General features: G+C 55.7%; 18 protein-coding genes. 17 read left to right on the forward strand and 1 reads right to left on the reverse strand.

What is annotated here, in order from left to right; all coding sequences use genetic code 11:
• The first annotated feature begins 1 nt into the window (after position 1).
• Genes NIG5292_RS02895 through murD form a run of 3 tightly spaced genes read left to right on the forward strand, consistent with a single transcriptional unit; the run spans position 2 to position 4,014 of the window.
• Positions 2–1,444: a UDP-N-acetylmuramoyl-tripeptide--D-alanyl-D-alanine ligase gene (locus NIG5292_RS02895; protein ID WP_048597857.1), complete on the forward strand. Its 1,443-nt coding sequence runs from the start codon at positions 2–4 to the stop codon at positions 1,442–1,444.
• A 30-nt stretch (positions 1,445–1,474) separates the two neighbouring features.
• Positions 1,475–2,557: a phospho-N-acetylmuramoyl-pentapeptide-transferase gene (gene mraY / locus NIG5292_RS02900; RefSeq protein WP_048597858.1), complete on the forward strand. Its 1,083-nt coding sequence runs from the start codon at positions 1,475–1,477 to the stop codon at positions 2,555–2,557.
• A 56-nt stretch (positions 2,558–2,613) separates the two neighbouring features.
• Positions 2,614–4,014, forward strand: coding sequence for a UDP-N-acetylmuramoyl-L-alanine--D-glutamate ligase (murD, locus tag NIG5292_RS02905; RefSeq protein WP_048597859.1), 1,401 nt, complete (start codon positions 2,614–2,616; stop codon positions 4,012–4,014).
• A gap of 11 nt (positions 4,015–4,025) precedes the next feature.
• On the opposite strand, the gene NIG5292_RS02910 is transcribed toward murD, so the two are convergent.
• Entirely contained in the window at positions 4,026–5,204 is a 1,179-nt protein-coding gene (locus NIG5292_RS02910; RefSeq protein WP_048597860.1) for a BaiN/RdsA family NAD(P)/FAD-dependent oxidoreductase, read from the reverse strand.
• Positions 5,205–5,373: 169 nt separating this feature from the next.
• On the opposite strand from NIG5292_RS02910, the gene ftsW reads away from it, so the two are divergent.
• From ftsW to NIG5292_RS02980, 14 genes are all read left to right on the forward strand, one after another.
• The gene (gene ftsW, locus NIG5292_RS02915; RefSeq protein WP_048597861.1) at positions 5,374–6,540 is read left to right on the forward strand and encodes a putative lipid II flippase FtsW; all 1,167 of its coding nucleotides are present in this window, start codon (positions 5,374–5,376) and stop codon (positions 6,538–6,540) included.
• A gap of 3 nt (positions 6,541–6,543) precedes the next feature.
• Positions 6,544–7,641 (forward strand): UDP-N-acetylglucosamine--N-acetylmuramyl-(pentapeptide) pyrophosphoryl-undecaprenol N-acetylglucosamine transferase, encoded by a 1,098-nt coding sequence (locus NIG5292_RS02920; protein WP_048597862.1) that lies wholly within the window; start codon positions 6,544–6,546, stop codon positions 7,639–7,641.
• A 30-nt stretch (positions 7,642–7,671) separates the two neighbouring features.
• Positions 7,672–9,072, forward strand: a complete 1,401-nt coding sequence (murC, locus tag NIG5292_RS02925) for a UDP-N-acetylmuramate--L-alanine ligase (protein ID WP_048597863.1) — start codon at positions 7,672–7,674, stop codon at positions 9,070–9,072.
• On the forward strand, positions 9,069–9,323 hold the full coding sequence (locus tag NIG5292_RS02930) for a DUF2484 family protein (RefSeq protein WP_048597864.1): 255 nt from the start codon (positions 9,069–9,071) through the stop codon (positions 9,321–9,323). Before murC ends, NIG5292_RS02930 begins: the two co-directional genes overlap by 4 nt.
• Positions 9,320–9,565, forward strand: coding sequence for a DUF2484 family protein (locus NIG5292_RS02935; protein ID WP_048597865.1), 246 nt, complete (start codon positions 9,320–9,322; stop codon positions 9,563–9,565). The genes NIG5292_RS02930 and NIG5292_RS02935 overlap by 4 nt, the downstream gene beginning before the upstream one ends.
• On the forward strand, positions 9,562–10,488 hold the full coding sequence (murB, locus tag NIG5292_RS02940; protein WP_048597866.1) for a UDP-N-acetylmuramate dehydrogenase: 927 nt from the start codon (positions 9,562–9,564) through the stop codon (positions 10,486–10,488). The genes NIG5292_RS02935 and murB overlap by 4 nt, the downstream gene beginning before the upstream one ends.
• Before the next feature lie 107 nt (positions 10,489–10,595).
• Complete coding sequence (locus NIG5292_RS02945; protein ID WP_143081926.1) at positions 10,596–11,528, forward strand: D-alanine--D-alanine ligase; 933 nt, start codon at positions 10,596–10,598, stop codon at positions 11,526–11,528.
• Positions 11,516–12,445 carry a cell division protein FtsQ/DivIB gene (locus NIG5292_RS02950; RefSeq protein WP_177193411.1) on the forward strand — a complete coding sequence of 310 codons (930 nt, stop codon included), beginning with the start codon at positions 11,516–11,518 and terminating at the stop codon, positions 12,443–12,445. The genes NIG5292_RS02945 and NIG5292_RS02950 overlap by 13 nt, the downstream gene beginning before the upstream one ends.
• Positions 12,442–13,773 (forward strand): cell division protein FtsA, encoded by a 1,332-nt coding sequence (gene ftsA / locus NIG5292_RS02955; RefSeq protein ID WP_048597869.1) that lies wholly within the window; start codon positions 12,442–12,444, stop codon positions 13,771–13,773. Before NIG5292_RS02950 ends, ftsA begins: the two co-directional genes overlap by 4 nt.
• A gap of 226 nt (positions 13,774–13,999) precedes the next feature.
• Entirely contained in the window at positions 14,000–15,565 is a 1,566-nt protein-coding gene (gene ftsZ / locus NIG5292_RS02960) for a cell division protein FtsZ (protein ID WP_048597872.1), read from the forward strand.
• Positions 15,566–15,765: 200 nt separating this feature from the next.
• Complete coding sequence (gene lpxC / locus NIG5292_RS02965) at positions 15,766–16,689, forward strand: UDP-3-O-acyl-N-acetylglucosamine deacetylase (protein ID WP_048597874.1); 924 nt, start codon at positions 15,766–15,768, stop codon at positions 16,687–16,689.
• A 111-nt stretch (positions 16,690–16,800) separates the two neighbouring features.
• Entirely contained in the window at positions 16,801–17,697 is an 897-nt protein-coding gene (locus tag NIG5292_RS02970) for an outer membrane protein assembly factor BamD (RefSeq protein ID WP_082136603.1), read from the forward strand.
• Positions 17,698–17,704: 7 nt separating this feature from the next.
• Positions 17,705–19,366: a DNA repair protein RecN gene (recN, locus tag NIG5292_RS02975; protein ID WP_048597876.1), complete on the forward strand. Its 1,662-nt coding sequence runs from the start codon at positions 17,705–17,707 to the stop codon at positions 19,364–19,366.
• Positions 19,366–21,066 carry a chloride channel protein gene (locus tag NIG5292_RS02980; RefSeq protein WP_143081925.1) on the forward strand — a complete coding sequence of 567 codons (1,701 nt, stop codon included), beginning with the start codon at positions 19,366–19,368 and terminating at the stop codon, positions 21,064–21,066. Before recN ends, NIG5292_RS02980 begins: the two co-directional genes overlap by 1 nt.

Genomic DNA, 21,066 nt, shown 5'->3' on the forward strand with positions numbered 1-21,066 from the left:
GATGAGCTTATGGACCAGTGCACAAGCGGTTGCAGCCACAGGCGGGGTCGCCCAAGGAAGCTGGGCCGTAGATGGCATTAGCATTGACACGCGCACGATTGAGGCGGGCGATTTATTCGTTGCGCTGAAAGACGTACGCGACGGGCATGATTTTGTGGCAGCTGCCCTTGAGGCCGGTGCGGGTGCTGCCATGGTATCGCGCGTACCTGACGCTGTGCCAAGCGATGCCCCACTTTTGATTGTTGATGATGTGTTGGCCGCGCTTGAGCGTTTGGCCGTCGCCGCACGTGCACGGACCAATGCCAAAGTTGTTGGTATCACGGGAAGCGTCGGCAAAACCTCCACCAAAGAAATGCTCCGCGATGTGTTGTCTGCCCAAGGGCGTACCCATGCGTCTGTTGCCAGTTACAACAACCACTGGGGCGTGCCGCTTACATTGGCGCGAATGCCTGCGGATACACAGTTTGCCGTCATTGAAATGGGGATGAACCACCCCGGTGAGATTGCGCCGCTATCCAAGTTGACCCGCCCTCATGTGGCGATGGTGACAACAGTCGCGCCTGCGCATCTTGAGGCTTTTGAAAATATCGAAGGCATCGCGCGTGAAAAAGCCTCGATCATTGATGGCTTGCTGGCAGGCGGCGTTGCTGTGTTGAACGCTGATATCGCGACGAGTGAAATTTTACAAAACCATGCGCTCAAATCAGGCTGCGAAATGCGGCTTTTTGGCGAAATGTCATCTGCTTACCAATTGCGTTCAGCCCGCGTTTTGAATGACCTAACAATTGTGGAAGCCCGCATTGAAATAGACACAGGCACAGAAGACATTTTGTTCAAAGTGATGTCCGCAGGCACGCATTTTGCCATGAACGCGCTCGGTGCGTTGGCAGTTGTGGATGCGCTTGGTGGTGATCTGGGCCGTGCGGCGATTGATATGGCACGCTGGCAGCCGCCTGCGGGACGCGGCATGCGCGAGCGGATTGTGCTTGATGTTGTTGATACGGATGCTGTGATCGACCTTATTGATGATGCCTATAACGCCAACCCTGCGTCCCTTGCCGCGGCCTTGGCGGTGCTAAGCAGTGCAGAGCCGCAAGATAATCTTGGGCGGGTCAGCTCAGGCAGACGCATCGCAATCTTGGGCGATATGCTTGAGTTAGGCAGCGACGAAATGGCCATCCACGCAAGTGTTGCCCAAGATCCAAATTTGGCCGCCGTCAGCAAAGTGCATTGTGTCGGACCGCGCATGAAGGCGCTTTATGATGCGCTTGGGGCACCACAGCGCGGGCGGTGGTACGAAACGGCCCAGGAACTTGCTGCCGAAGTGAGCCATATCGTCGATGCCGGTGATGTGGTTTTGGTCAAAGGCTCATTGGGCAGCCGTGTCACGCAGGTCGTTGATGCCTTGCGTAAATTGGGTCAAAGCACTACCAGTACCACCTAAATCCTGACGAAGAACGGGGACGACCACAAAATGCTGTATTGGCTGACCGAGCTTTCTGACGGGGGCGATTTTTTCAACCTGTTTCGCTACATTACTTTTCGCGCAGGTGGGGCGTTTCTAACGGCGCTGATTTTCGGGTTTGTGTTTGGGCCGACCCTCATCAACGTGTTGCGCCGCAGACAAGGCAAGGGTCAGCCGATCCGTGAAGACGGCCCACAAGGTCACTTTGTTAAGGCGGGCACACCCACGATGGGGGGCTTGCTTATTCTGTCAGCTGTCCTGTTTTCAACGCTGGTCTGGGCGCGTTGGGATAATCATTTCGTCTGGCTGGTTTTGTTCGTCACGATGACGTTTGGGGCCATCGGCTTTGCGGATGACTACGCCAAAGTCTCAAAGCAAAATACCGACGGGGTCAGCGGCCGCGTGCGGCTTTTGTTGGGCTTTGTAATTGCGGGTATTGCTGGCTTTTGGGCCAGTCAGGTGCATCCGGATCAATTGGCCAATCAACTGGCGCTGCCGATTTTCAAAGATACGCTGATTAACATGGGCTTTTTCTTTGTACCGTTTGCGATGATTGTCATCGTCGGGTCCGCGAATGCGGTGAACCTGACGGACGGTCTGGACGGTTTGGCGATCATGCCTGTTATGATTGCTGCGGGTACTTTGGGTGTGATTGCCTACGCGGTGGGCCGCGTGGATTTCACCGAATATCTTGATGTGCATTACGTGCCAGGCACCGGCGAAATTTTGATCTTTAGTGCGGCGTTATTTGGCGGCGGGCTTGGCTTTCTTTGGTACAATGCCCCTCCTGCGGCGGTGTTCATGGGGGACACAGGTTCGCTTGCACTTGGCGGCGCGCTCGGCGCGATTGCGGTGGCCACAAAGCACGAGCTGGTTCTTGGTATTGTAGGCGGTCTGTTCGTGGTTGAAGCGCTTTCGGTGATCATTCAGGTGCTTTATTTCAAGCGAACCGGAAAACGGGTTTTCTTGATGGCGCCTATCCATCACCATTATGAGAAAAAAGGGTGGGCCGAACCACAGATTGTGATCCGGTTCTGGATTATCTCACTTATTCTCGCGATGATCGGTCTTGCGACACTCAAAGTACGGTAAACTGTGAGCCGTCGGGCTTGGATATTTATAAACAAAAGAAAAAGTAGGGTGCGGCGATGATCCCTGTGCAAGGTTTTGAGGGTAAGCGGGTTGCGGTCTTGGGCCTTGGGCGCTCGGGATTGGCTGCGGCGCATGCGTTGGAAGAAGGCGGGGCGGAGGCGCTTTGCTGGGACGACAGCGAACAAGGGCGTCTGCGTGCCGAGGGGCAGGGGCTGTTGTTGCACGACCTGACCAAACAAGGCGCGTTTGAGAACGTGTCTGCCCTGATCGTTAGCCCCGGAATTCCGCATCTTTATCCCGCACCACACCCTGTTATTGCGCTGGCGTGGGCCGCTGGCGTGCCCGTGGATAACGACATCGGGCTGTTTTTCCGCAGTTACGCTACCAACGATTGGAACGCATTTGACCGCACGCCGCAGGTGATCGCTGTCACAGGTAGCAATGGAAAATCCACAACATCTGCGTTGATCCATCACATTTTGCAGGCAAGCGGCCGGCCTTCGCAGTTGGCTGGCAACATTGGCCGTGGGGTGTTGGACATTGAGCCCGCGCATGACGGCGAAGTGATTGTGCTTGAGTTGTCGTCTTATCAAACCGAGCTTGCGCGCGCTTTGACGCCTGATGTTGCGGTTTGGACAAATCTAAGCGCCGATCACCTTGACCGTCATGCAGGAATGGGCGGGTACTTTAACGCCAAGCGCCGACTTTTTGCAGAGGGCGGTCCAGAGCGGGCTGTCATCGGCATTGATGAAATTGAAGGGCAGTTTTTGGCCAATCAGACGGCGACAGCTGCGGGCGAGGATCGGGTGATTTCTGTTTCGGTTGAGCGTAAGCTGACGTCAAACGGCTGGAGTGTTTTTGCCAAGAAGGGCTTTCTTGCGGAATGGCGCAAGGGTCGCCAAGTCGCCAGCATTGATCTGCGCGGCATTGCGGGTTTGCCGGGTGCACATAATCATCAAAATGCCTGCTCTGCTTATGCCGCTTGCCGCGCGGTGGGTATCGGCCCGCGCCAGATTGAGGCCGCACTTCATACCTTCGCAGGTTTGCCCCACCGGTCCCAGACTGTTGCAGAGCACTGTGGAATTCGTTTTGTGAACGATAGCAAGGCGACCAACGTAGATAGTGCCGCCAAAGCACTTCAGGCATTCCAAAAAGTGCGCTGGATTTGTGGGGGCTTGCAAAAAGAGGGCGGTCTTAACGCACTTCTGCCGCATCTAGGAAATGTTAAGAAAGCTTACGTCATTGGGCGCGAGGCAGAGAATTTTGCCCGCCAGCTCAGCTGCGACACGGCCGTGTGCGGCTCAATGCAAGAGGCTGTCTCTCAGGCCTTAGCGGATGCGCAGGAAGGTGATGTTGTCTTGTTGGCGCCAGCGGCTGCAAGTTTTGACCAATACGACAGCTTTGAGGCCCGCGGAGATGATTTTGTGGATTGCGTCAATCGTGTGATCGCGGAGTAGGTGGCGCTGCCTTAGCCCGCGATTGCCGTCCCCGCGGCCCATCCAGATGACCATGCCCACTGAAAGTTGTATCCGCCAAGCCATCCCGTAACGTCGACAACCTCACCGATGAAATAAAGCCCCGGTACGGTGCGGCTTTCCATTGTTTTTGAGTTGAGAGCATCGGTGTTCACGCCGCCAAGGGTCACTTCGGCGGTTCTGTATCCTTCGCTACCTGTTGGGCGCATTTCCAATTCGGTCAGAACTGCTTCAAGCTGCGCCAGATCATTGTCGGATTGATCGGCTAAATTTCCGCTAAGCCCCGCAATTTCGATGATGTAGTTGGCAAGTTTTGAAGGCAGATGCGCGCCCAATGCTGTATGAACTGCCATACGTCCGGCTTGTTGACGCTGGTCTTTGAGCGCCTGCACAATGTCGAGCGCAGGCTCAAGATGCAGAAACAAACTGTCTTTTTCGTGCCAATAGGAACTGGCTTGTAAGATCGATGGTCCGGAAAGGCCGCGGTGGGTGATCAACAACCCTTCTTCAAAAGCGGCACCATTACAGCTGACCCGCGCATTGAGTGACACGCCTGCCATGGGCTTTAGGGCCTCCATGATATCTTGCCCGAAGGTAAGGGGAACCAGCCCTGCGCGGGTCGGCAACACATCAATGTCAAACTGTCGCGCGATGCGGTAGCCGAAGTCTGTAGCACCCATTTTGGGAATTGATTTGCCGCCAGTGGCCACTACCAAATTCGCGGTTGAGACGGATGTAAGCTTGCCTTCGTGCATTAAGGCTACATCAAAACCGTTTTCGGCCTTGGCGATATGCTCAACAGAGGTGTTGAGGCGAATGTCCGCACCGCGAGCTTCGGTTTTGAGCAGCTTGATGATGTCTTTGGCGGAGGTGTCGCAAAACAACTGACCCAACGTTTTCTCATGATAGGGAATGCCTGCTGCTGCGACCATCTCGATGAAATCCCACTGGGTGTAGCGTGACAGGGCTGATTTGCAGAAATGTGGGTTTGCACTCAGAAAATTCTGGGGCTCTGCGTACATATTGGTGAAGTTACACTTGCCCCCGCCCGAAATGCGTATCTTTTCACCGGCCGCTTTGGCGTGATCCACAACCATAGTTTTCGGGCCGCTGTGGGCGGCGCACATCAAGCCTGCGGCGCCAGCGCCAATGATGAGTGTATTAATTTGCATATGTGGTGAGTGGCTCAGCTTACGCCCGTTGGCAAGCGGAGTGCCGCTTGGCGTACTCAGAAACCTCAAATTCATGCGTAATTTCCGTAGAATCACACGCGGTTTCGTAGTATTGTCCCTTTAGAGACCCCGAAAACGGGGCGATTGAGGCGGTTAGAGTAGGTAAACCATGACAGAAATGGTCTATGGCACGGTCCCCGTGCGTAGCGGCGATGCTGTGCTTCCACGCTGGTGGCGCACGATCGACAAGTGGACAATGTCGTGCATTCTGATCCTGTTTGGGATCGGCTTGCTGCTTGGACTTGCGGCGTCCCCTCCGCTTGCTGCCAAAAATGGCTTCGCTCCGTTTCATTACGTAGAGCGTCAGATCATTTTCGGATTTATGGCGATGATCACCATGTTTGTCGTGTCGATGATGCAGCCCGATATGGTGCGCCGCTTGGCGGTTCTTGGATTTATGGCTTCATTCGTTGCGCTTGCAGCTCTGCCTGTTTTTGGAACGGACTTTGGAAAAGGTGCGGTGCGCTGGTATTCGCTTGGGTTTGCGTCTTTGCAGCCGTCCGAGTTTTTGAAGCCCAGTTTTGTTGTGATGGCGGCGTGGATGATGGCGGCCAGTCAGGAACTTGAGGGGCCTCCGGGTAAATCCATGTCATTTATCTTGTGCGTCATGATCGTTTTGATGTTGGCGCTACAACCTGATTTTGGTCAGGCGTGCTTGGTGTTGTTCGGCTGGGGCGTGATGTGGTTTGTCGCTGGCGCGCCTGCGGTTTTGTTGATCGGTCTGATGGGGTTGGTCATCGCGGGTGGCTTTGTTGCCTATTCCTCAAGCGAGCACTTCGCGCGCCGCATTGACGGCTATTGGTCATCTGAAGTTGATCCCACAACCCAGCTTGGCTACGCGACCAACGCTATACGTGAGGGTGGTTTTTTTGGCGTGGGCGTTGGCGAAGGGCAGGTTAAGCAATCACTACCCGATGCCCATACGGACTTCATTATTGCTGTCGCGGCTGAGGAATATGGCCTCTTTTTAGTGCTGATTATTATCCTTCTTTATACCGCAATCGTGCTGCGCTCGCTGCACCGCCTGACCCGTGAGCGGGATCCGTTCATTCGTCTGGCAGGTACGGGGTTGGCGTGCACATTCGGTATTCAGGCTTTGGTTAACATGGGTGTCGCGGTGCGGTTGTTGCCGGCAAAAGGTATGACCCTTCCGTTTGTTAGCTATGGTGGCTCGTCGTTGATCGCTGGTGGCATTGCAGTTGGGATGCTGCTCGCGTTCACACGCAAACGCCCGCAAGGTGAGATTGGTGATATCCTGTCCCGCCGGGGCGTGTAAGTCATGGCGGGCAAACCCCTCCTGATCATCGCGGCGGGCGGCACGGGCGGGCATATGTTTCCCGCGCAAGCACTGGCAGAGGCGATGCTTGCACAAGGCTGGCGCGTCGTTCTGAGTACGGACGCCCGCGGTGCGCGCTACGCCGGTGGCTTTCCTTCCGATGTGAAAATAGAGCAGGTCAGCAGCGCAACGCTGTCGCGTGGTGGTATTTTGGCAAAAGTGTTGGCGCCGTTTCAGATCATTGCAGGCTGTGTGGGCGCAACTTTTGCAATGCTGCGCGACCGTCCTGATGTGGTGGTTGGGTTCGGTGGTTATCCCTCAATTCCCGCTTTGACAGCGGCAACTTTGCTGCGTCGCCCCCGCATGTTGCACGAGCAAAACGGTGTGTTGGGCCGAGTGAACAAACTGTTTGCGTCCCGTGTAAGTCGCGTTGCATGCGGCACGTGGCCAATGAGCCTTCCAGATGGCATCGAGGGTGTTCCAACGGGCAACCCTGTGCGTGAAACCGTGCTGACCCGCGCTGCAGCGGGGTATATTCCACCCGGAGATTATCCGATGTCGATTGTCGTCATTGGCGGCAGCCAAGGCGCGCGTATTCTGTCTGATGTGGTGCCAGCGGCCATCGCGCGACTGCCGGAAAGTGTCCGCGCGAATGTGCGCGTCATCCATCAAGCACGTGGAGAGGACGAGGCGCGTGTTACAGAATTTTACGCACAACACGGCATCACTGCGCATGTACAGCCGTTCTTTGATGATATTCCCACTCTGTTTGCAGAAGCCCAGTTGGTCATCAGCCGTGCAGGCGCAAGTAGTGTGGCGGATATTTCTGTGATTGGCCGGCCATCGATTTTGGTGCCACTTGGCATTGCGACAGATGATCACCAAACCGCAAATGCGCGCGGGCTTGCAGAAGTTGGTGGGGCTGTGGTGATGGCCGAAGATACTTTTACGGTTGAGGCGGTCGCAGCGCAGATCTCAGCTATTCTCAGCAACCCGAAAAAAGCAACTGCGATGGCGCAGGCGGCGCTTGGGGCGGGGCGGCCAGATGCGACCCAAGCCTTGGCTGATCTCACATTAGAACTGGCGCAAAGCCAGCAATAAGTACAAAAATGAAAGACGGTAGGCACGGATATGGCAGCAACGAAACTTCCCACGAAATTAGGCGCGCTTCACTTTGTGGGGATTGGCGGCATTGGCATGTCCGGCATTGCGGAAGTGCTTCTGGATCATGGCTACACTGTGCAAGGCTCGGACCTGAAGGCATCCAAAATCACGGATCGTTTGGCCGGTTTGGGGGCTAAAATTTTCGTCGGGCAGGCTGCTGAAAACCTTCAGGATGCGGATGTTGTGGTGATCTCTAGTGCGATCAAGCCTGGTAACGCTGAGTATGATGCAGCACGTGCGAAGGGCCTGCCAATTGTGCGCCGCGCCGAAATGCTTGCGGAATTGATGCGCTTGAAATCTAACGTGGCCGTCGCGGGAACCCACGGCAAAACCACGACGACAACCATGGTCAGCGCGTTGTTGGACGCGGGCGGTGTCGACCCGACTGTTATCAACGGCGGCGTAATTCACGCCTACGGTTCTAACGCACGCGTGGGGCAGGGGGAGTGGATGGTGGTTGAGGCCGACGAAAGCGACGGCACCTTCAATAGGCTCCCTGCAACGATTGCTGTGGTCACCAATATTGACCCTGAACATATGGAGCACTGGGGCAGTTTTGATAACCTGCGCAAAGGCTTTCTGGACTTCGTTTCCAATATTCCGTTTTACGGCTTGGCGGTGTGTTGCACGGATCATTCCGAGGTACAGTCCTTGGTGGGCAAGATCACGGACCGGCGTGTTGTTACCTATGGTTTTAACGCACAGGCTGACGTGCGTGCAGTGAACCTGACGTACCGCAATGGGGCGGCGTATTTCGACGTGGCTTTGCAAGGTGAGGATCAGATGATTGAGGGCTGTATGTTGCCTATGCCCGGCGATCACAACGTATCCAATGCGCTGGCCGCAGTTGCGGTGGCGCGCCATTTGGGTTTGAAGCGTGAGGAGATCAAATCAGCGCTTGAGAATTTCCGCGGTGTGAACCGACGTTTTACGCGTATCGGTGAAGTAGGCGGCGTGACCATCATTGACGACTATGCACACCATCCCGTTGAGATTGCTGCGGCCCTTCGTGCAGCGCGGCAGGCAACAGAAGGCCGCGTAATTGCCGTGCACCAACCGCACCGTTATTCACGCTTGCACGATCTGTTCGATGACTTTTGCAGCTGTTTTAATGACGCAGATGTTGTGGCAATTTCCGAGGTCTTTGCCGCGGGCGAAGATGTCATCGAAGGGGCTACCCGTGATGATCTGGTGGCGGGTTTGATCCGGCATGGCCATCGCCACGCCCGTGCGGTTGTGGGTGAGGATGACCTTTTGCGCTTGGTACGCGAACAAGCGGTGGCAGGGGATATGGTCGTATGCCTTGGTGCCGGTACCATTTCAGCTTGGGCCAATGGCTTGCCCGCAAAAATGGGAGCCGATCAATGATTGTTAGTGCATCCATCGTGTCATGTTGTGTTTGGGCCTTACTGGCCAGTGTCACAGCGCTGTTGCCGTTGCGGGTCCAGTATGCGCCCGCAATAATGTTGGCAATCGTTGTGCCATTTCTGCTTATTTTCGTGGGGTTTGAACATGGTCTTGGTGCAGTCGCACTTGGTCTTGCGGCGTTTGTATCGCTGTTTCGCGTGCCACTTTTGTATGTAGCGCGTCAAATGATTGGCGAGCCTGTACGCTCATGATTGCGACTGTGTTGATCTGCGGTTGGGTGGTTCTCGCGCAAATCCTTCAATCGATCCCGTCCAAAGACAATCATTGGGGGCGGGCGTATTTCTTGATAGCGGTCGGTATTCCGACCCTCGGCATGGCAACGTATTCGGGTGGCGTTTGGGCGGCTGTGCTGGGCCTTGGTGTTGGTATTGCTGTGCTGCGCTGGCCGCTGTATCGCGGTGTGAATTGGCTCAAAGAGAAGGCACTACGATGACGGATTGGCCCGATGTGCGCGGACGACTTACCCAAGGGCGCGCCCTTGCGGACCTGACGTGGTTGCGTGTTGGTGGTCCCGCAGACGTGCTTTTCCAACCTGCTGATGTAGACGATCTTTGTTCGTTTTTAGCGGCCCTACCTGCTGAGACGCCGGTGTTCCCAATGGGTGTCGGTAGCAATCTGATTGTTCGTGACGGTGGGCTGCGCGCGGCCGTCATTCGAATGGGGCGCGGTTTTAATGACATAGAAATTAGCGGCACTACCGTGCGGGCAGGGGTTGCAGCACTTGATGCTCATGTGGCGCGTAAAGCAGCCGATGCCGGTCTTGATTTGACGTTCTTGCGCACAATCCCTGGTTCAATTGGTGGCGCTGTTCGGATGAATGCGGGATGTTATGGACGGTATACAGCGGATCACTTTATCAAGGCAGAAGCCGTAACGCGCAGTGGTGAACGGGTTGAGCTTGGTCCTGACGATTTAGCCTTTGGGTATCGAACATCTACGCTGCCCGAAGGCTGGGTGTTGACCCATGCGGTGTTTGAGGCACCTACGGGCGCTCCGCAAACCTTGCACGACACAATGGCAGTTCAGCTTGCCAAGCGCGATGAAACCCAGCCAACCAAAGACAGAAGCGCGGGCAGCACTTTTCGCAACCCTGCGGGGTTTAGCTCAACAGGGCGAGCGGATGATGTTCACGACCTCAAGGCGTGGAAGGTGATTGAGGATGCTGGCCTGCGCGGGTTCACTCTTGGCGGTGCGCAGATGTCCCCAAAACACCCGAATTTTCTCATCAACACTGGGGATGCCACCGCTGATGATCTGGAAAAACTGGGCGAGCTGGTGCGAAAAAAGGTTTACGAAAACAGTGGCCTGACGCTAGAGTGGGAAATTATGCGAGTGGGTGAACCCGCCGCAAAATAAGCACGCAAAAAGCGGACAATGATAAGAATGGCGGGCAGAGCAGCCCTCGGACATGAAAAGAAGCGTGCAACCATGCGCGCGCAATCCGTTCTGACGAGAGCGGGGAGATGAGGCAAGCGGTGGGTAAGTCAGGCAGTGACCCCCTTAAAATTGCAGTACTGATGGGCGGGCCAAGCGCAGAGCGTGAGGTCTCTTTGTCGTCCGGTGAGCAAGTGTGCGCGGCACTCAGCACTCTTGGTCATGATGTTCATCCGATTGATGCTGGCAAAGATCTTGGCGCGCAGCTGTTGGCGCTTGCTCCTGATGTGGCGTTCAATGCGCTGCACGGACGGTGGGGTGAGGACGGGTGTGTTCAGGGCCTGCTTGAATGGCTTAATATTCCCTATACGCATTCGGGTGTTATGGCATCTGCGATCGCGATGGACAAAACCCGCACCAAAGAGATTTATGCCGCGGCCGCGCTGCCTTTTGTACCGAGCGTGATTGCCCGGCGCGAAGATGTGATAGCGTCTCACGTGATGCCTGTGCCGTATGTGGTCAAACCCAATAACGAAGGGTCCAGCGTTGGGGTCTATCTGATTGCTGATGGCGCCAATGGTCCTCCGCAGCTGTCCGACGACATGCCAGATGAGGTGATGGTCGAAGCTTATGCCGAGGGTCGTGAGTTGACGGCCACCGTTATGGGGGACCGTGTTTTTGCTGTGACTGATATTTTGACCGACGGTTTTTATGACTATGATGCAAAATATGTAGCGGGTGGGTCGCGCCATGTTGTGCCTGCGAATATTCCGGATGACATCACCAAGGCGTGTCAGGATTACGCATTACGCGCCCATGCCGCGTTGGGCTGTCGTGGTGTTTCGCGGACTGATTTTCGTTGGGACGAGGCGCGTGGAATTGACGGTATTATCCTGCTTGAAACCAACACGCAGCCGGGGATGACGCCCACATCGCTTAGCCCCGAGCAGGCGCAACACGCAGGGCTTTCATACGCTGAGTTTTGCGAATGGATGGTGAGGGACGCCTCATGCAACAGATAGGCAAGCGCCCAATTTTGCGTGCCCGCACGTCCAATACTGCACAGCCTGAGGCGTCAGCGCCGCGCCGTGACCCCGCGCCATCAAAGTGGGCATATCGTTATCACCGTCTGCGACTGCGCCCCGGTTACCGCAATTTTGTGCGCCTTGGTTTGCCGTTGTGTGTCGCGGCGCTTGTTGCGGGTATTTATTTTGCTCAGTCAGATAACCGCGCCAAAACAGTTGCTGCGTGGCAGCAGGCCCGTGCACAACTTGAAACCCGACCCGAGTTCATGGTCAACGTTATGGCAATCGATGGGGCTTCTGATGCGACAGCCGCCGCAATTCGTGAAGTTTTGCCTGTTGATTTGCCTGTCTCCAGTTTTGATCTGGACCTTGAGGCAATGCGCCAAACAGTTGAAAGCCTTGATGCCGTGAAGACCGCATCTCTTGCGGTTCGTACAGGAAATTTGCTGCAAATAGATGTGTATGAGCGAGTGCCAGCTGTTGTTTGGCGTCACCACGAGGGGATGGAACTGCGTGATGATGCAGGCCACCGTGTGGCAGCAGTTGAGGACAGAAATGCTTACCCGCATCTCCCACTGATCGCAGGCATGGGGGCGCAAGACCAAGTAGCCGAAGCGCTGCAAGTGATCGCTGCCGCGGCGCCAATTGCTGATCGTGTTCAAGGTTTGGTCCGCATGGGCGAGCGCCGTTGGGACGTTGTTCTGCAAACGGGGCAGCGTATAATGCTGCCCGTGGATGCGCCTGTAACGGCGCTTGAGCGTGTGGTGATTTTGGACCGTGCGCAAGATATTTTGAACCGTGATGTCATGGCCGTTGATATGCGATTGTCATATCGCCCGACTGTACGGCTGGGCGAAGCGGCCCGCGAAGATATCCGTAAAATCAATGAAATTGAGTTTGGAGGCCAACGATGAGCCAGCCCTATGCCATGCAGCGCGCCATGCGAACCGCCCGCAAAGCGGCCCTTCAAAAAGGTGTCATTGCGGTATTGGACATCGGCACATCAAAGACAGCGTGCTTTGTTTTGCGTTTTGACGGCTCTGAAGGCCTGTCCTCCGAAGGGATCGGGTCACTGGCAGGACAGTCAAGCTTCCGCGTCATTGGTGTTGCGACAACCCGTTCACGTGGGGTGAGTTTTGGCGAAATCACCACAATGGCTGAGACCGAGCGCGCCATTCGTACCGCCGTGCAGGCCAGCCAAAAAATGGCTGAAACCCGCGTAGATCATGTGATTGTTTCCTTCAGCGGCGCAAACCCGCGTAGTTACGGCCTTGATGGTAAAGTTGAACTTGAGACTGGCGTTGTGACAGATGCGGACATTGGCCGCGTTCTGGCGATGTGCGATGAGCCTGATATCGGTGCGGGCCGCGAGGTTTTGCACGCGCAGCCTGTGAACTTTGCGCTGGATTACCGGTCTGGCCTTGCGGATCCGCGCGGTCAGGCGGGGCAAGAATTGATGACCGATCTGCATCTGCTGACAGTTGATGCACCTGTCATTCAAAACATCGTGCAATGCGTGAAGCGCTGCGACCTAGAGCTGGCTGGTCTTGCTTCGGCGGCATATTCCAGTGGCCTTTCTGCCTTGATCGAGGACGAGCAAGAATTGGGTGCTGCATGTATCGACATGGGCGGCGGCTCCACCAGTATTTCAATATTCATCAAGAAACACATGATTTACTCAGATGCGGTGCGTATGGGCGGCGATCACGTTACATCCGATATCGCGATGGGTCTGCGTGTGCCAACACCAACAGCGGAACGGCTTAAGACATATTACGGCGGCGTTCACGCCACGGGTATGGATGACCGTGACATGATCCAACTTGGCGGTGACACTGGTGATTGGGAGCTTGATAGCCGTCAGGCAAGCCGCGCGGAGTTGATTGGTATCATGCGTCCCCGCGTAGAGGAAATTCTGGAAGAAGCGCGCGCACGACTTGATGCGGCGGGCTTTGAGCATCTGCCAAGCCAAAAGATTGTGCTGACTGGTGGTGCGAGCCAAATTCCTGGCCTTGACGGGTTGGCCAGTCGCATTTTGGGGCAGCACGTCCGCATGGGGCGTCCGTTGCGGGTTCAGGGGCTTCCGCAGGCTGTAACAGGGCCTGCTTTTTCGTCTGCTGTCGGGCTAGCGCTTTTTGCGGCGAACCCTCAGGACGAGTGGTGGGACTTTGATGTACCAACTGAAATGTACCCCGCGCGCAGCCTAAAGCGTGCGTTCCGGTGGTTCAAAGACAACTGGTAACCCCGAAATCTATTGCTATACCCCCAGATGAGGGGCGTTTGAGCGGTTTTTTGCCGTTATTTTGTGCTGAAATCACCGTTTTTCAGGTGACGCGCGCCAATTGTCGCGGTATCATGGTTGCTAATGAAGGCAGTACGTACCTGTAAAAGCAGGGCGAGCACAATGTTGAAAACGAGCCGCATCCAGAAATTTGGGGGCTGCGGCGAACTCAGGCGGATATATCACTATGGCACTTAATCTCTCCATGCCCGGACAAGAAGATCTCAAACCCCGCATCACTGTTTTCGGTGTTGGGGGCGCTGGCGGTAACGCTGTTGATAACATGATCGAAAAAGCCCTTGAGGGTGTAGAGTTCGTGATCGCCAACACAGACGCGCAGGCATTGCAGCAGTCTGGTGCGCCATCGAAAATCCAGCTTGGTGTTAAAGTGACTGAAGGCCTTGGTGCTGGTGCGCGCGCTTCTGTTGGTGCTGCCGCTGCCGAAGAAAGCATTGAGCAAATCGTTGACCATCTCGCGGGTGCGCACATGTGCTTCATCACTGCTGGCATGGGTGGTGGCACAGGTACAGGTGCGGCGCCAATCATCGCGCAAGCGGCGCGTGAGTTGGGTGTTTTGACTGTTGGTGTTGTTACAAAGCCGTTCCAGTTTGAGGGTGCAAAGCGCATGCGTCAGGCTGAAGAGGGTATTGAAGCACTGCAAAAGATGGTCGACACGCTGATCATCATTCCTAACCAAAACCTGTTCCGCTTGGCGAATGAAAAAACTACGTTCACCGAAGCCTTCTCGATGGCTGACGATGTCCTTTATCAAGGCGTTAAAGGTGTGACTGATTTGATGGTCCGTCCCGGTCTGATTAACCTCGACTTTGCAGATGTTCGCGCTGTGATGGACGAAATGGGTAAGGCAATGATGGGAACAGGCGAGGCGTCTGGCGAGGATCGTGCGCAGCAGGCTGCAGAGAAAGCCATTGCTAACCCACTTCTCGACGAGATCAGCCTCAACGGCGCGAATGGCGTGCTCATCAACATCACTGGCGGTTACGATCTTACACTGTTCGAACTGGATGAAGCGGCGAATGTTATCCGTGACAAAGTTGACGCGGATGCAAACATCATCGTCGGTTCAACTTTGGACACAACTCTCGATGGCATCATGCGCGTAAGTGTTGTGGCAACCGGTATCGACGCTGCTACCAGTGTCCACGACATGCCTGCCCCACGCCGCGCCAGCGCTACACCTGCTGCGCCACAACAAGCCGCTCAGCCGGAGCCAGCTCAGCCTGCACCAGTCGCAGCGCGCGAAGTCACGGCAGAGCCTAGCCTGTTTAATGAACTCGACGCAGAGCAGCCTGCTGAGGCTGATGCTGCAGAGAACATTTTTGACGCTTCTTCTGCTGGCGGTGACGTACCTCCTCCCGCGTACCAGCCAGCACCTGAGGCGCCTGCGGCCGAGCAGTATGTCGCGCCGCAAGCGCCTGCACCTGGACAGCCCTCTGCGGAAGCGCTTGCGCGTTTGAATGCAGCCGTGTCCAACACCCCGGCACGTGAAGCGCAGCCTGCTCCAACTGCAGCCGCTGCGCCTCAAGCGCCCGAAGCAGCAGAGCGTCCTCGCTTTGGTATCAACAGCCTTATTGGTCGCATGACTGGTGGGGCAGAGCAGTCTGAGCGTTCTGCTCCGGCGGCGATGCGCCAGCAGCCTCCGGTTCAAGAGGCATATGATGATGAGCAAAGCACAAATGCCGAGCAGGACCGCATTGAAATTCCTGCGTTCTTGCGCCGTCAAGCAAACTAGGTTTAGCTAAAAAACTTCAATGGGCCGCTTCCTTTGGAGGCGGCCTTTGTTATTTGATATTAATGACTTAACGAAAAGTATGGCGAGGTTCCGCCGAGCCGCAGATCGACTGTTACAAAACGTTACAAACTGTTAATTGTGACTTCGGCAGACTTTTCATAGCAAGGTTGCACAAAAGCATCACCCGTCTGAGGCACATCTTGCAAACAACACTGCGTACCCCTGTCACATTTACTGGCACCGGCCTGCACTCTGGCCGCGCTGTGCGTATGACAGTCGCACCTGCCTCTACGAATTACGGTATCTGGTTTCGCCGCACGGATGTGGCGTCCTCGAAAGACAATCTGATCCCAGCAACTTGGGACCGCGTAGAGATTTCTCCGCTTTGCACGTTGTTGGTCAATGATGCTGGTGTAACGGTTTCCACGGTTGAGCACGTTATGGCGGCATTGACCGGCTGCGGCATTCATAATGCAATGATCGAAATTGATGGTGGCGAAGTGCCCATTCTGGACGGCAGTTCGGTCACTTTTGCACAATCTTTCCTGAACGCGGGCGTGCAGACTTTGGGCGCGCCGCTGCAAGCGATCCGAATTTTGAAAGACATTGAAGTTACAGTAGACGGTGCGACTGCATCACTCTCCCCTTCAGATGCGCTTGAAATAGATTTCTCAATTGATTTTGCGGACGGCGCGATTGGTCGACAGCGCAAGCATCTCAATCTGCGCAACGGCACGTTTGTGCGTGAGTTGTCAGACAGCCGTACGTTCTGCCGTCAGTCAGACGTGGATGCGATGCGCTCAAACGGGTTGGCGTTGGGTGGCACATTGACCAACGCGGTTGTTGTTGATGGTGACGCAGTCCTCTCGCCAGGTGGGTTCCGCCACGCGGATGAAGCGGTACGTCACAAAATGCTTGATGCGTTGGGTGATTTGTCGCTTGCAGGCCACCCTATTTTGGGTCGGTACACCGGCGTACGCGCAGGGCACGCAATGACGAACCGTCTGTTGCGCGCGCTCTTTGCGGACCCAAGCGCTTTTGAAGTTGTCACATGCACACCTGAAATGGCATCTGGCCTTCCGGGGGCGGGTGTTGAGGTGTTGGATCTGCCGCAAGCCTGCTGATCAATCGTTTTTGTTCGTGTTCTGGGCGCGTCACTGCGGATAGCCTCTGGATAAATCTTTGAGCAGTCTTTACACATTTTGTTAAAGGACCGAGAGAGGGATCGACGGGCCATGCGGGAACGCGCGACGCAGTCACGAGTAAAACGAAAATCGCCCCAGATACAGGGTCGCTACGCCCGTGCTGCGCGTGCGACTGTAGCGGTAGTTGGGCTTGTTGCTATTGCGGGCTGTGCGGCGCTGTCAAACGAAGGGCGTGATCGCCCGCTGGAATCTTACACCGCTGAAGAAATCTACCAACGTGGTGAATTTGAACTTGCCGAGAGCAACCCCGAAGAAGCCGCCCGTTTTTTTGGCGAGGTCGAGCGGCTTTATCCTTATTCTGAATGGGCCAAGCGCGGTCTGATCATGCAGGCATTCGCGTTTCACAAAGACCGTGATTACCCAAGTTCACGCGCAGCGGCACAACGGTTTATCGATTTTTATCCGGCGGATGAGGATGCGGCATATGCGCAGTACCTCTTGGCGCTTAGCTTTTACGACCAGATCGATGAGATCGGTCGCGACCAAGGTTTGACGTTTCAGGCGTTGCAGGCATTGCGCACTGTGATCGAGCGGTATCCTGATACGGAATATGCGCGTTCTTCGATTTTGAAGTTTGATTTGGCTTTTGACCACCTTGCGGCCAAGGAAATGGAAATTGGCCGTTACTACTTGCGCAAAGGCCACTTTACGGCGGCCATTAACCGCTTTCGCGTGGTTGTCGAAGATTTCCAAACAACTTCGCACACACCAGAAGCGCTGCACCGCTTGGTCGAAAGCTACGTATCCCTTGGCTTGGCTGATGAAGCAAAAACAGCCGGTGCGATCCTTGGGTATAATTTCCAGTCAACTGACTGGTATCAAGATAGTTTCAATTTGTTGACGAGTAACGGTCTTGAGGCAGAGGCCAGCGGAGACAGCTGGTTGCGCCAAATTTACCGTCAGGTTCTCAAGGGCGAATGGCTGTAGCACGAAGATGCTGCGCGGGCTCGACATACGGGACATGCTTATCATTGACCGACTGGAGTTGAACTTCAGCGCGGGGCTTAACGTTTTGACGGGCGAAACCGGTGCTGGTAAATCCATTCTTCTCGACAGTCTTGGTTTTGTATTGGGCTGGCGTGGACGTGCGGAATTGGTCCGTCAAGGAGCCGACCAAGGTGAAGTGATCGCGTGGTTTGAGCTGTCACCGGATCATGCGGCGTTTGATGTTTTGCGTGAAGCGGGATGGGACGTTGAGGATGAGCTGATCCTGCGCCGGGTGAATACTCGCGATGGGCGCAAAACCGCGTGGATCAACGATCGGCGGGCCAGCGGTGAGGTGCTGCGCGCAGTTTCTGAGACTTTGGTTGAATTGCACGGACAACATGATGATCGCGGTTTGCTGAATGCGCGCGGCCACCGTGCTTTGCTTGATGAATTTGCGGGCCTTGAGGCTGCGTTGTCGGATGTGGCGACCCATTGGCGAGATGTTCGTGCCGCAAACCGTGCGCTGGATGCGGCGCGGGCCGAGTTGGCCGCCGTTAAAGACGAAGAAGAATTTTTGCGCCACGCCGTGGCGGAGTTGGATGCGCTTGCTCCTGAGCCCGGCGAAGAAGCCGCACTCGATACGCGCCGACGTTTGATGCAAGGCGCAGAGAAAATTCGCGATGATATTGCCCGTGCGCACACTGCCATGGGGCGTGACGGCGCAGAAGCGCAACTGGATGCGGCGATGCGGTGGCTTGATGATGCCGCGAGCGGCGCAGAAGGCGGCCTTGATGAGCCTGTTGCAGCGCTTTCGCGCGCCATGTCAGAACTCGCTGATGCACAAGCCGGCGTAGACCGTGTGCTTGATAGTCTGGCGTTTAATCCGTCCGAGCTTGAAGACACCGAAGAGCGGCTTTTTGCGATCCGTGCTCTTGCGCGCAAACATGACGTGTTCTCCGATGATTTGGCCGCGTTTGCAGATGAGTTGCGTATCAAACTGCAGGCTCTGGACGGTGGGGCGCACAAGATTGCTGATCTTGAGGCAGCATTGGCTGCGGCGCAAAAGACGTATGATCGTGCCGCCGATGCATTGACCGCGCAACGCCAGCTGGCCGCAGCTAATCTTGATGCTGCAATGTCGGCAGAGCTAGCGCCTTTGAAGATGGAGCGCGCGGTTTTCACCACTGATGTCACGCCTTGTGATGCTGGGCCGACCGGCAAAGACGAAGTTGCTTTTCGCGTGGCGACTAACCCTGGCGCGCCCTCAGGCCCGCTTAACAAGATTGCGTCTGGTGGCGAATTGAGCCGTTTTTTGTTGGCGCTGAAAGTGTGTTTGACGCGGTCTACGACAGGGCTGACCATGATCTTCGACGAGATTGATCGCGGGGTCGGGGGTGCCACAGCGGATGCCGTTGGCCGCCGATTGGCTGAAGTCGCAAGTGCGGGACAAGTTTTGGTCGTGACACACAGCCCCCAAGTTGCGGCATTGGGCGCGCATCATTGGCGTGTGGAAAAACGCGTGACTTCAGGAACAGACGGGGACATTACCACGTCGACGGTTGTGCCATTAAACGCGGACGATCGCGTTGATGAGCTAGCCCGGATGCTTTCTGGGGACAAAATTACAGACGAGGCGCGTGGCGCGGCCCGCGCTTTGCTGGGGGGCTGATGCTTGGCGGCGGTACATCAGGGCTGTGGCAAAACCTGCGTGCGTCACTTCGTCAGGCAGCACACACGCTGCGTGATGTGGTCCGCCTGATCCGCGCGAACGGCCCCAGTCAAATCCAGTTTTGGTTCATCGCACTTGGGGTCGGTATTGCTGCGGGTTTTGCCGCTGTTTTCTTTCGTAAAGGCATCACCGTGTTGCAAAGCTGGGTCTACGGCGCGCCAGATATTCAGCGTATTCATTCGTTTGCGGCAGACCTGCATTGGATTTGGCTGGTGACGCCGCCCGTGATTGGTGGGCTTATCGTTGGACTTATATTGCATAACTTCACCGAGGATGGACGCGTGCGCAGTGTTGCGGACGTTATAGAAGGCGCTGCGATGAACGAGGGACGCGTTGAACGGCGTGCCGGATTGGCATCAGCGGCAGCGTCGCTGATTACGCTTTCAACAGGTGGCTCAACAGGCCGTGAGGGACCTGTGGTGCACATGGCTGCAGTTCTTTCGACGTGGGTTAGCAATTGGATTAAGGCAGACGGAATTACGGGGCGTGATCTGTTAGGGTGTGCGGTGGCCGCTGCTGTATCGGCCAGTTTTAACGCCCCAATTGCAGGTGCGCTTTTTGCGCTTGAGGTGATCTTACGACACTTCGCCGTCCATGCGTTTGCACCGATCGTGATCGCCTCGGCTGCGGGTACGGTGATCAACCGATTGATGTTTGGCGACGTGACCGAATTCACGCTGAGCCAAGCAAACACCCTGTCATTTTATCAAGAATTGCCTGCTTTCTTGATGCTGGGCCTGACATGCGGCTTGGTAGCCGTTGTCATGATGCGGACAATTTTTTGGGCGGATGATGTCACGACACGCTGGCAGGCGCGGTTTGCCATACCGCGGTATCTACGCCCTGCGTTTGCCGGTCTTGCTTTGGGCGTTTTGGCTATCGGCTTTCCGCACATCATTGGCGTGGGTTACGAGACTACTTCAGCGGCGCTTACAGGAAGCCTGCTCTGGCACGAAGCGCTTGTATTTGCAGTGCTGAAAGTGGTCGCTGTAGCGATCACCATGGCTGGCCGGATGGGGGGTGGGGTGTTTTCGCCGTCTTTGATGGTGGGTGCGCTGACAGGGCTGACATTTGGATATGTGGCAACCGCGCTGCTACCTGATGTTTCGGGTGCTACAACGCTTTATGCCTTGGCGGGCATGGGGGCTGTCGCAGCTGCAGTTTTAGGCGCACCGATTTCGACGACTTTGATTGTGTTCGAACTTACCGGAGATTGGCAAACTGGACTGGCCGTGATGGTTGCTGTGTCGCTTTCTACGGCTGTGGCCAGTCGGTTGGTGGATCACTCGTTCTTTTTGTCTCAGCTTGAAAGGCGTAACATCCACCTCGCGGCGGGGCCGCAAGCCTATTTACTGGCACTATTTAACGTGGCGAACGTCATGCGCCCCGTGTCCGACGAGAATGCCGCAAGCACAGAACACTGCTGGGAACTGATCGAACAGGGTGTATATGTGGACGGGAACGCGACGCTTGAGCAGGCAATGCCTTTGTTTGAGGCCTCAAATATCAGCTTTATTCCCGTCGTCACATTGGGTGGTGAAGATGCGCCACCTGAATTGTGGGGCGCGCTTTTTCAAGTGGATGCCCTACGTGCGTACAACAAGGCGCTGGCCGAAACTGCCGCCGAAGAGCACAGCTAA

It is taken from the genome of Nereida ignava, from assembly GCF_001049735.1.
In the GTDB taxonomy this organism is placed as follows: Bacteria; Pseudomonadota; Alphaproteobacteria; order Rhodobacterales; family Rhodobacteraceae; genus Nereida; species Nereida ignava.

Bases quoted from the DNA above. Each gene is read 5' to 3' on its own strand.
- murC (WP_048597863.1), top strand. From the start codon at position 7,672: ATGGCAGCAACGAAACTTCCCACGAAATTAGGCGCGCTTCACTTTGTG.
- ftsZ (WP_048597872.1), top strand. From the start codon at position 14,000: ATGGCACTTAATCTCTCCATGCCCGGACAAGAAGATCTCAAACCCCGC.
- NIG5292_RS02980 (WP_143081925.1), top strand. From the start codon at position 19,366: ATGCTTGGCGGCGGTACATCAGGGCTGTGGCAAAACCTGCGTGCGTCA.
- murB (WP_048597866.1), top strand. From the start codon at position 9,562: ATGACGGATTGGCCCGATGTGCGCGGACGACTTACCCAAGGGCGCGCC.
- NIG5292_RS02970 (WP_082136603.1), top strand. From the start codon at position 16,801: ATGCGGGAACGCGCGACGCAGTCACGAGTAAAACGAAAATCGCCCCAG.
- NIG5292_RS02945 (WP_143081926.1), top strand. From the start codon at position 10,596: ATGAGGCAAGCGGTGGGTAAGTCAGGCAGTGACCCCCTTAAAATTGCA.
- murD (WP_048597859.1), top strand. From the start codon at position 2,614: ATGATCCCTGTGCAAGGTTTTGAGGGTAAGCGGGTTGCGGTCTTGGGC.
- NIG5292_RS02910 (WP_048597860.1), bottom strand. From the start codon at position 5,204: ATGCAAATTAATACACTCATCATTGGCGCTGGCGCCGCAGGCTTGATG.
- NIG5292_RS02895 (WP_048597857.1), top strand. From the start codon at position 2: ATGAGCTTATGGACCAGTGCACAAGCGGTTGCAGCCACAGGCGGGGTC.
- NIG5292_RS02950 (WP_177193411.1), top strand. From the start codon at position 11,516: ATGCAACAGATAGGCAAGCGCCCAATTTTGCGTGCCCGCACGTCCAAT.
- NIG5292_RS02920 (WP_048597862.1), top strand. From the start codon at position 6,544: ATGGCGGGCAAACCCCTCCTGATCATCGCGGCGGGCGGCACGGGCGGG.
- NIG5292_RS02930 (WP_048597864.1), top strand. From the start codon at position 9,069: ATGATTGTTAGTGCATCCATCGTGTCATGTTGTGTTTGGGCCTTACTG.
- ftsA (WP_048597869.1), top strand. From the start codon at position 12,442: ATGAGCCAGCCCTATGCCATGCAGCGCGCCATGCGAACCGCCCGCAAA.
- recN (WP_048597876.1), top strand. From the start codon at position 17,705: ATGCTGCGCGGGCTCGACATACGGGACATGCTTATCATTGACCGACTG.
- NIG5292_RS02935 (WP_048597865.1), top strand. From the start codon at position 9,320: ATGATTGCGACTGTGTTGATCTGCGGTTGGGTGGTTCTCGCGCAAATC.
- ftsW (WP_048597861.1), top strand. From the start codon at position 5,374: ATGACAGAAATGGTCTATGGCACGGTCCCCGTGCGTAGCGGCGATGCT.
- mraY (WP_048597858.1), top strand. From the start codon at position 1,475: ATGCTGTATTGGCTGACCGAGCTTTCTGACGGGGGCGATTTTTTCAAC.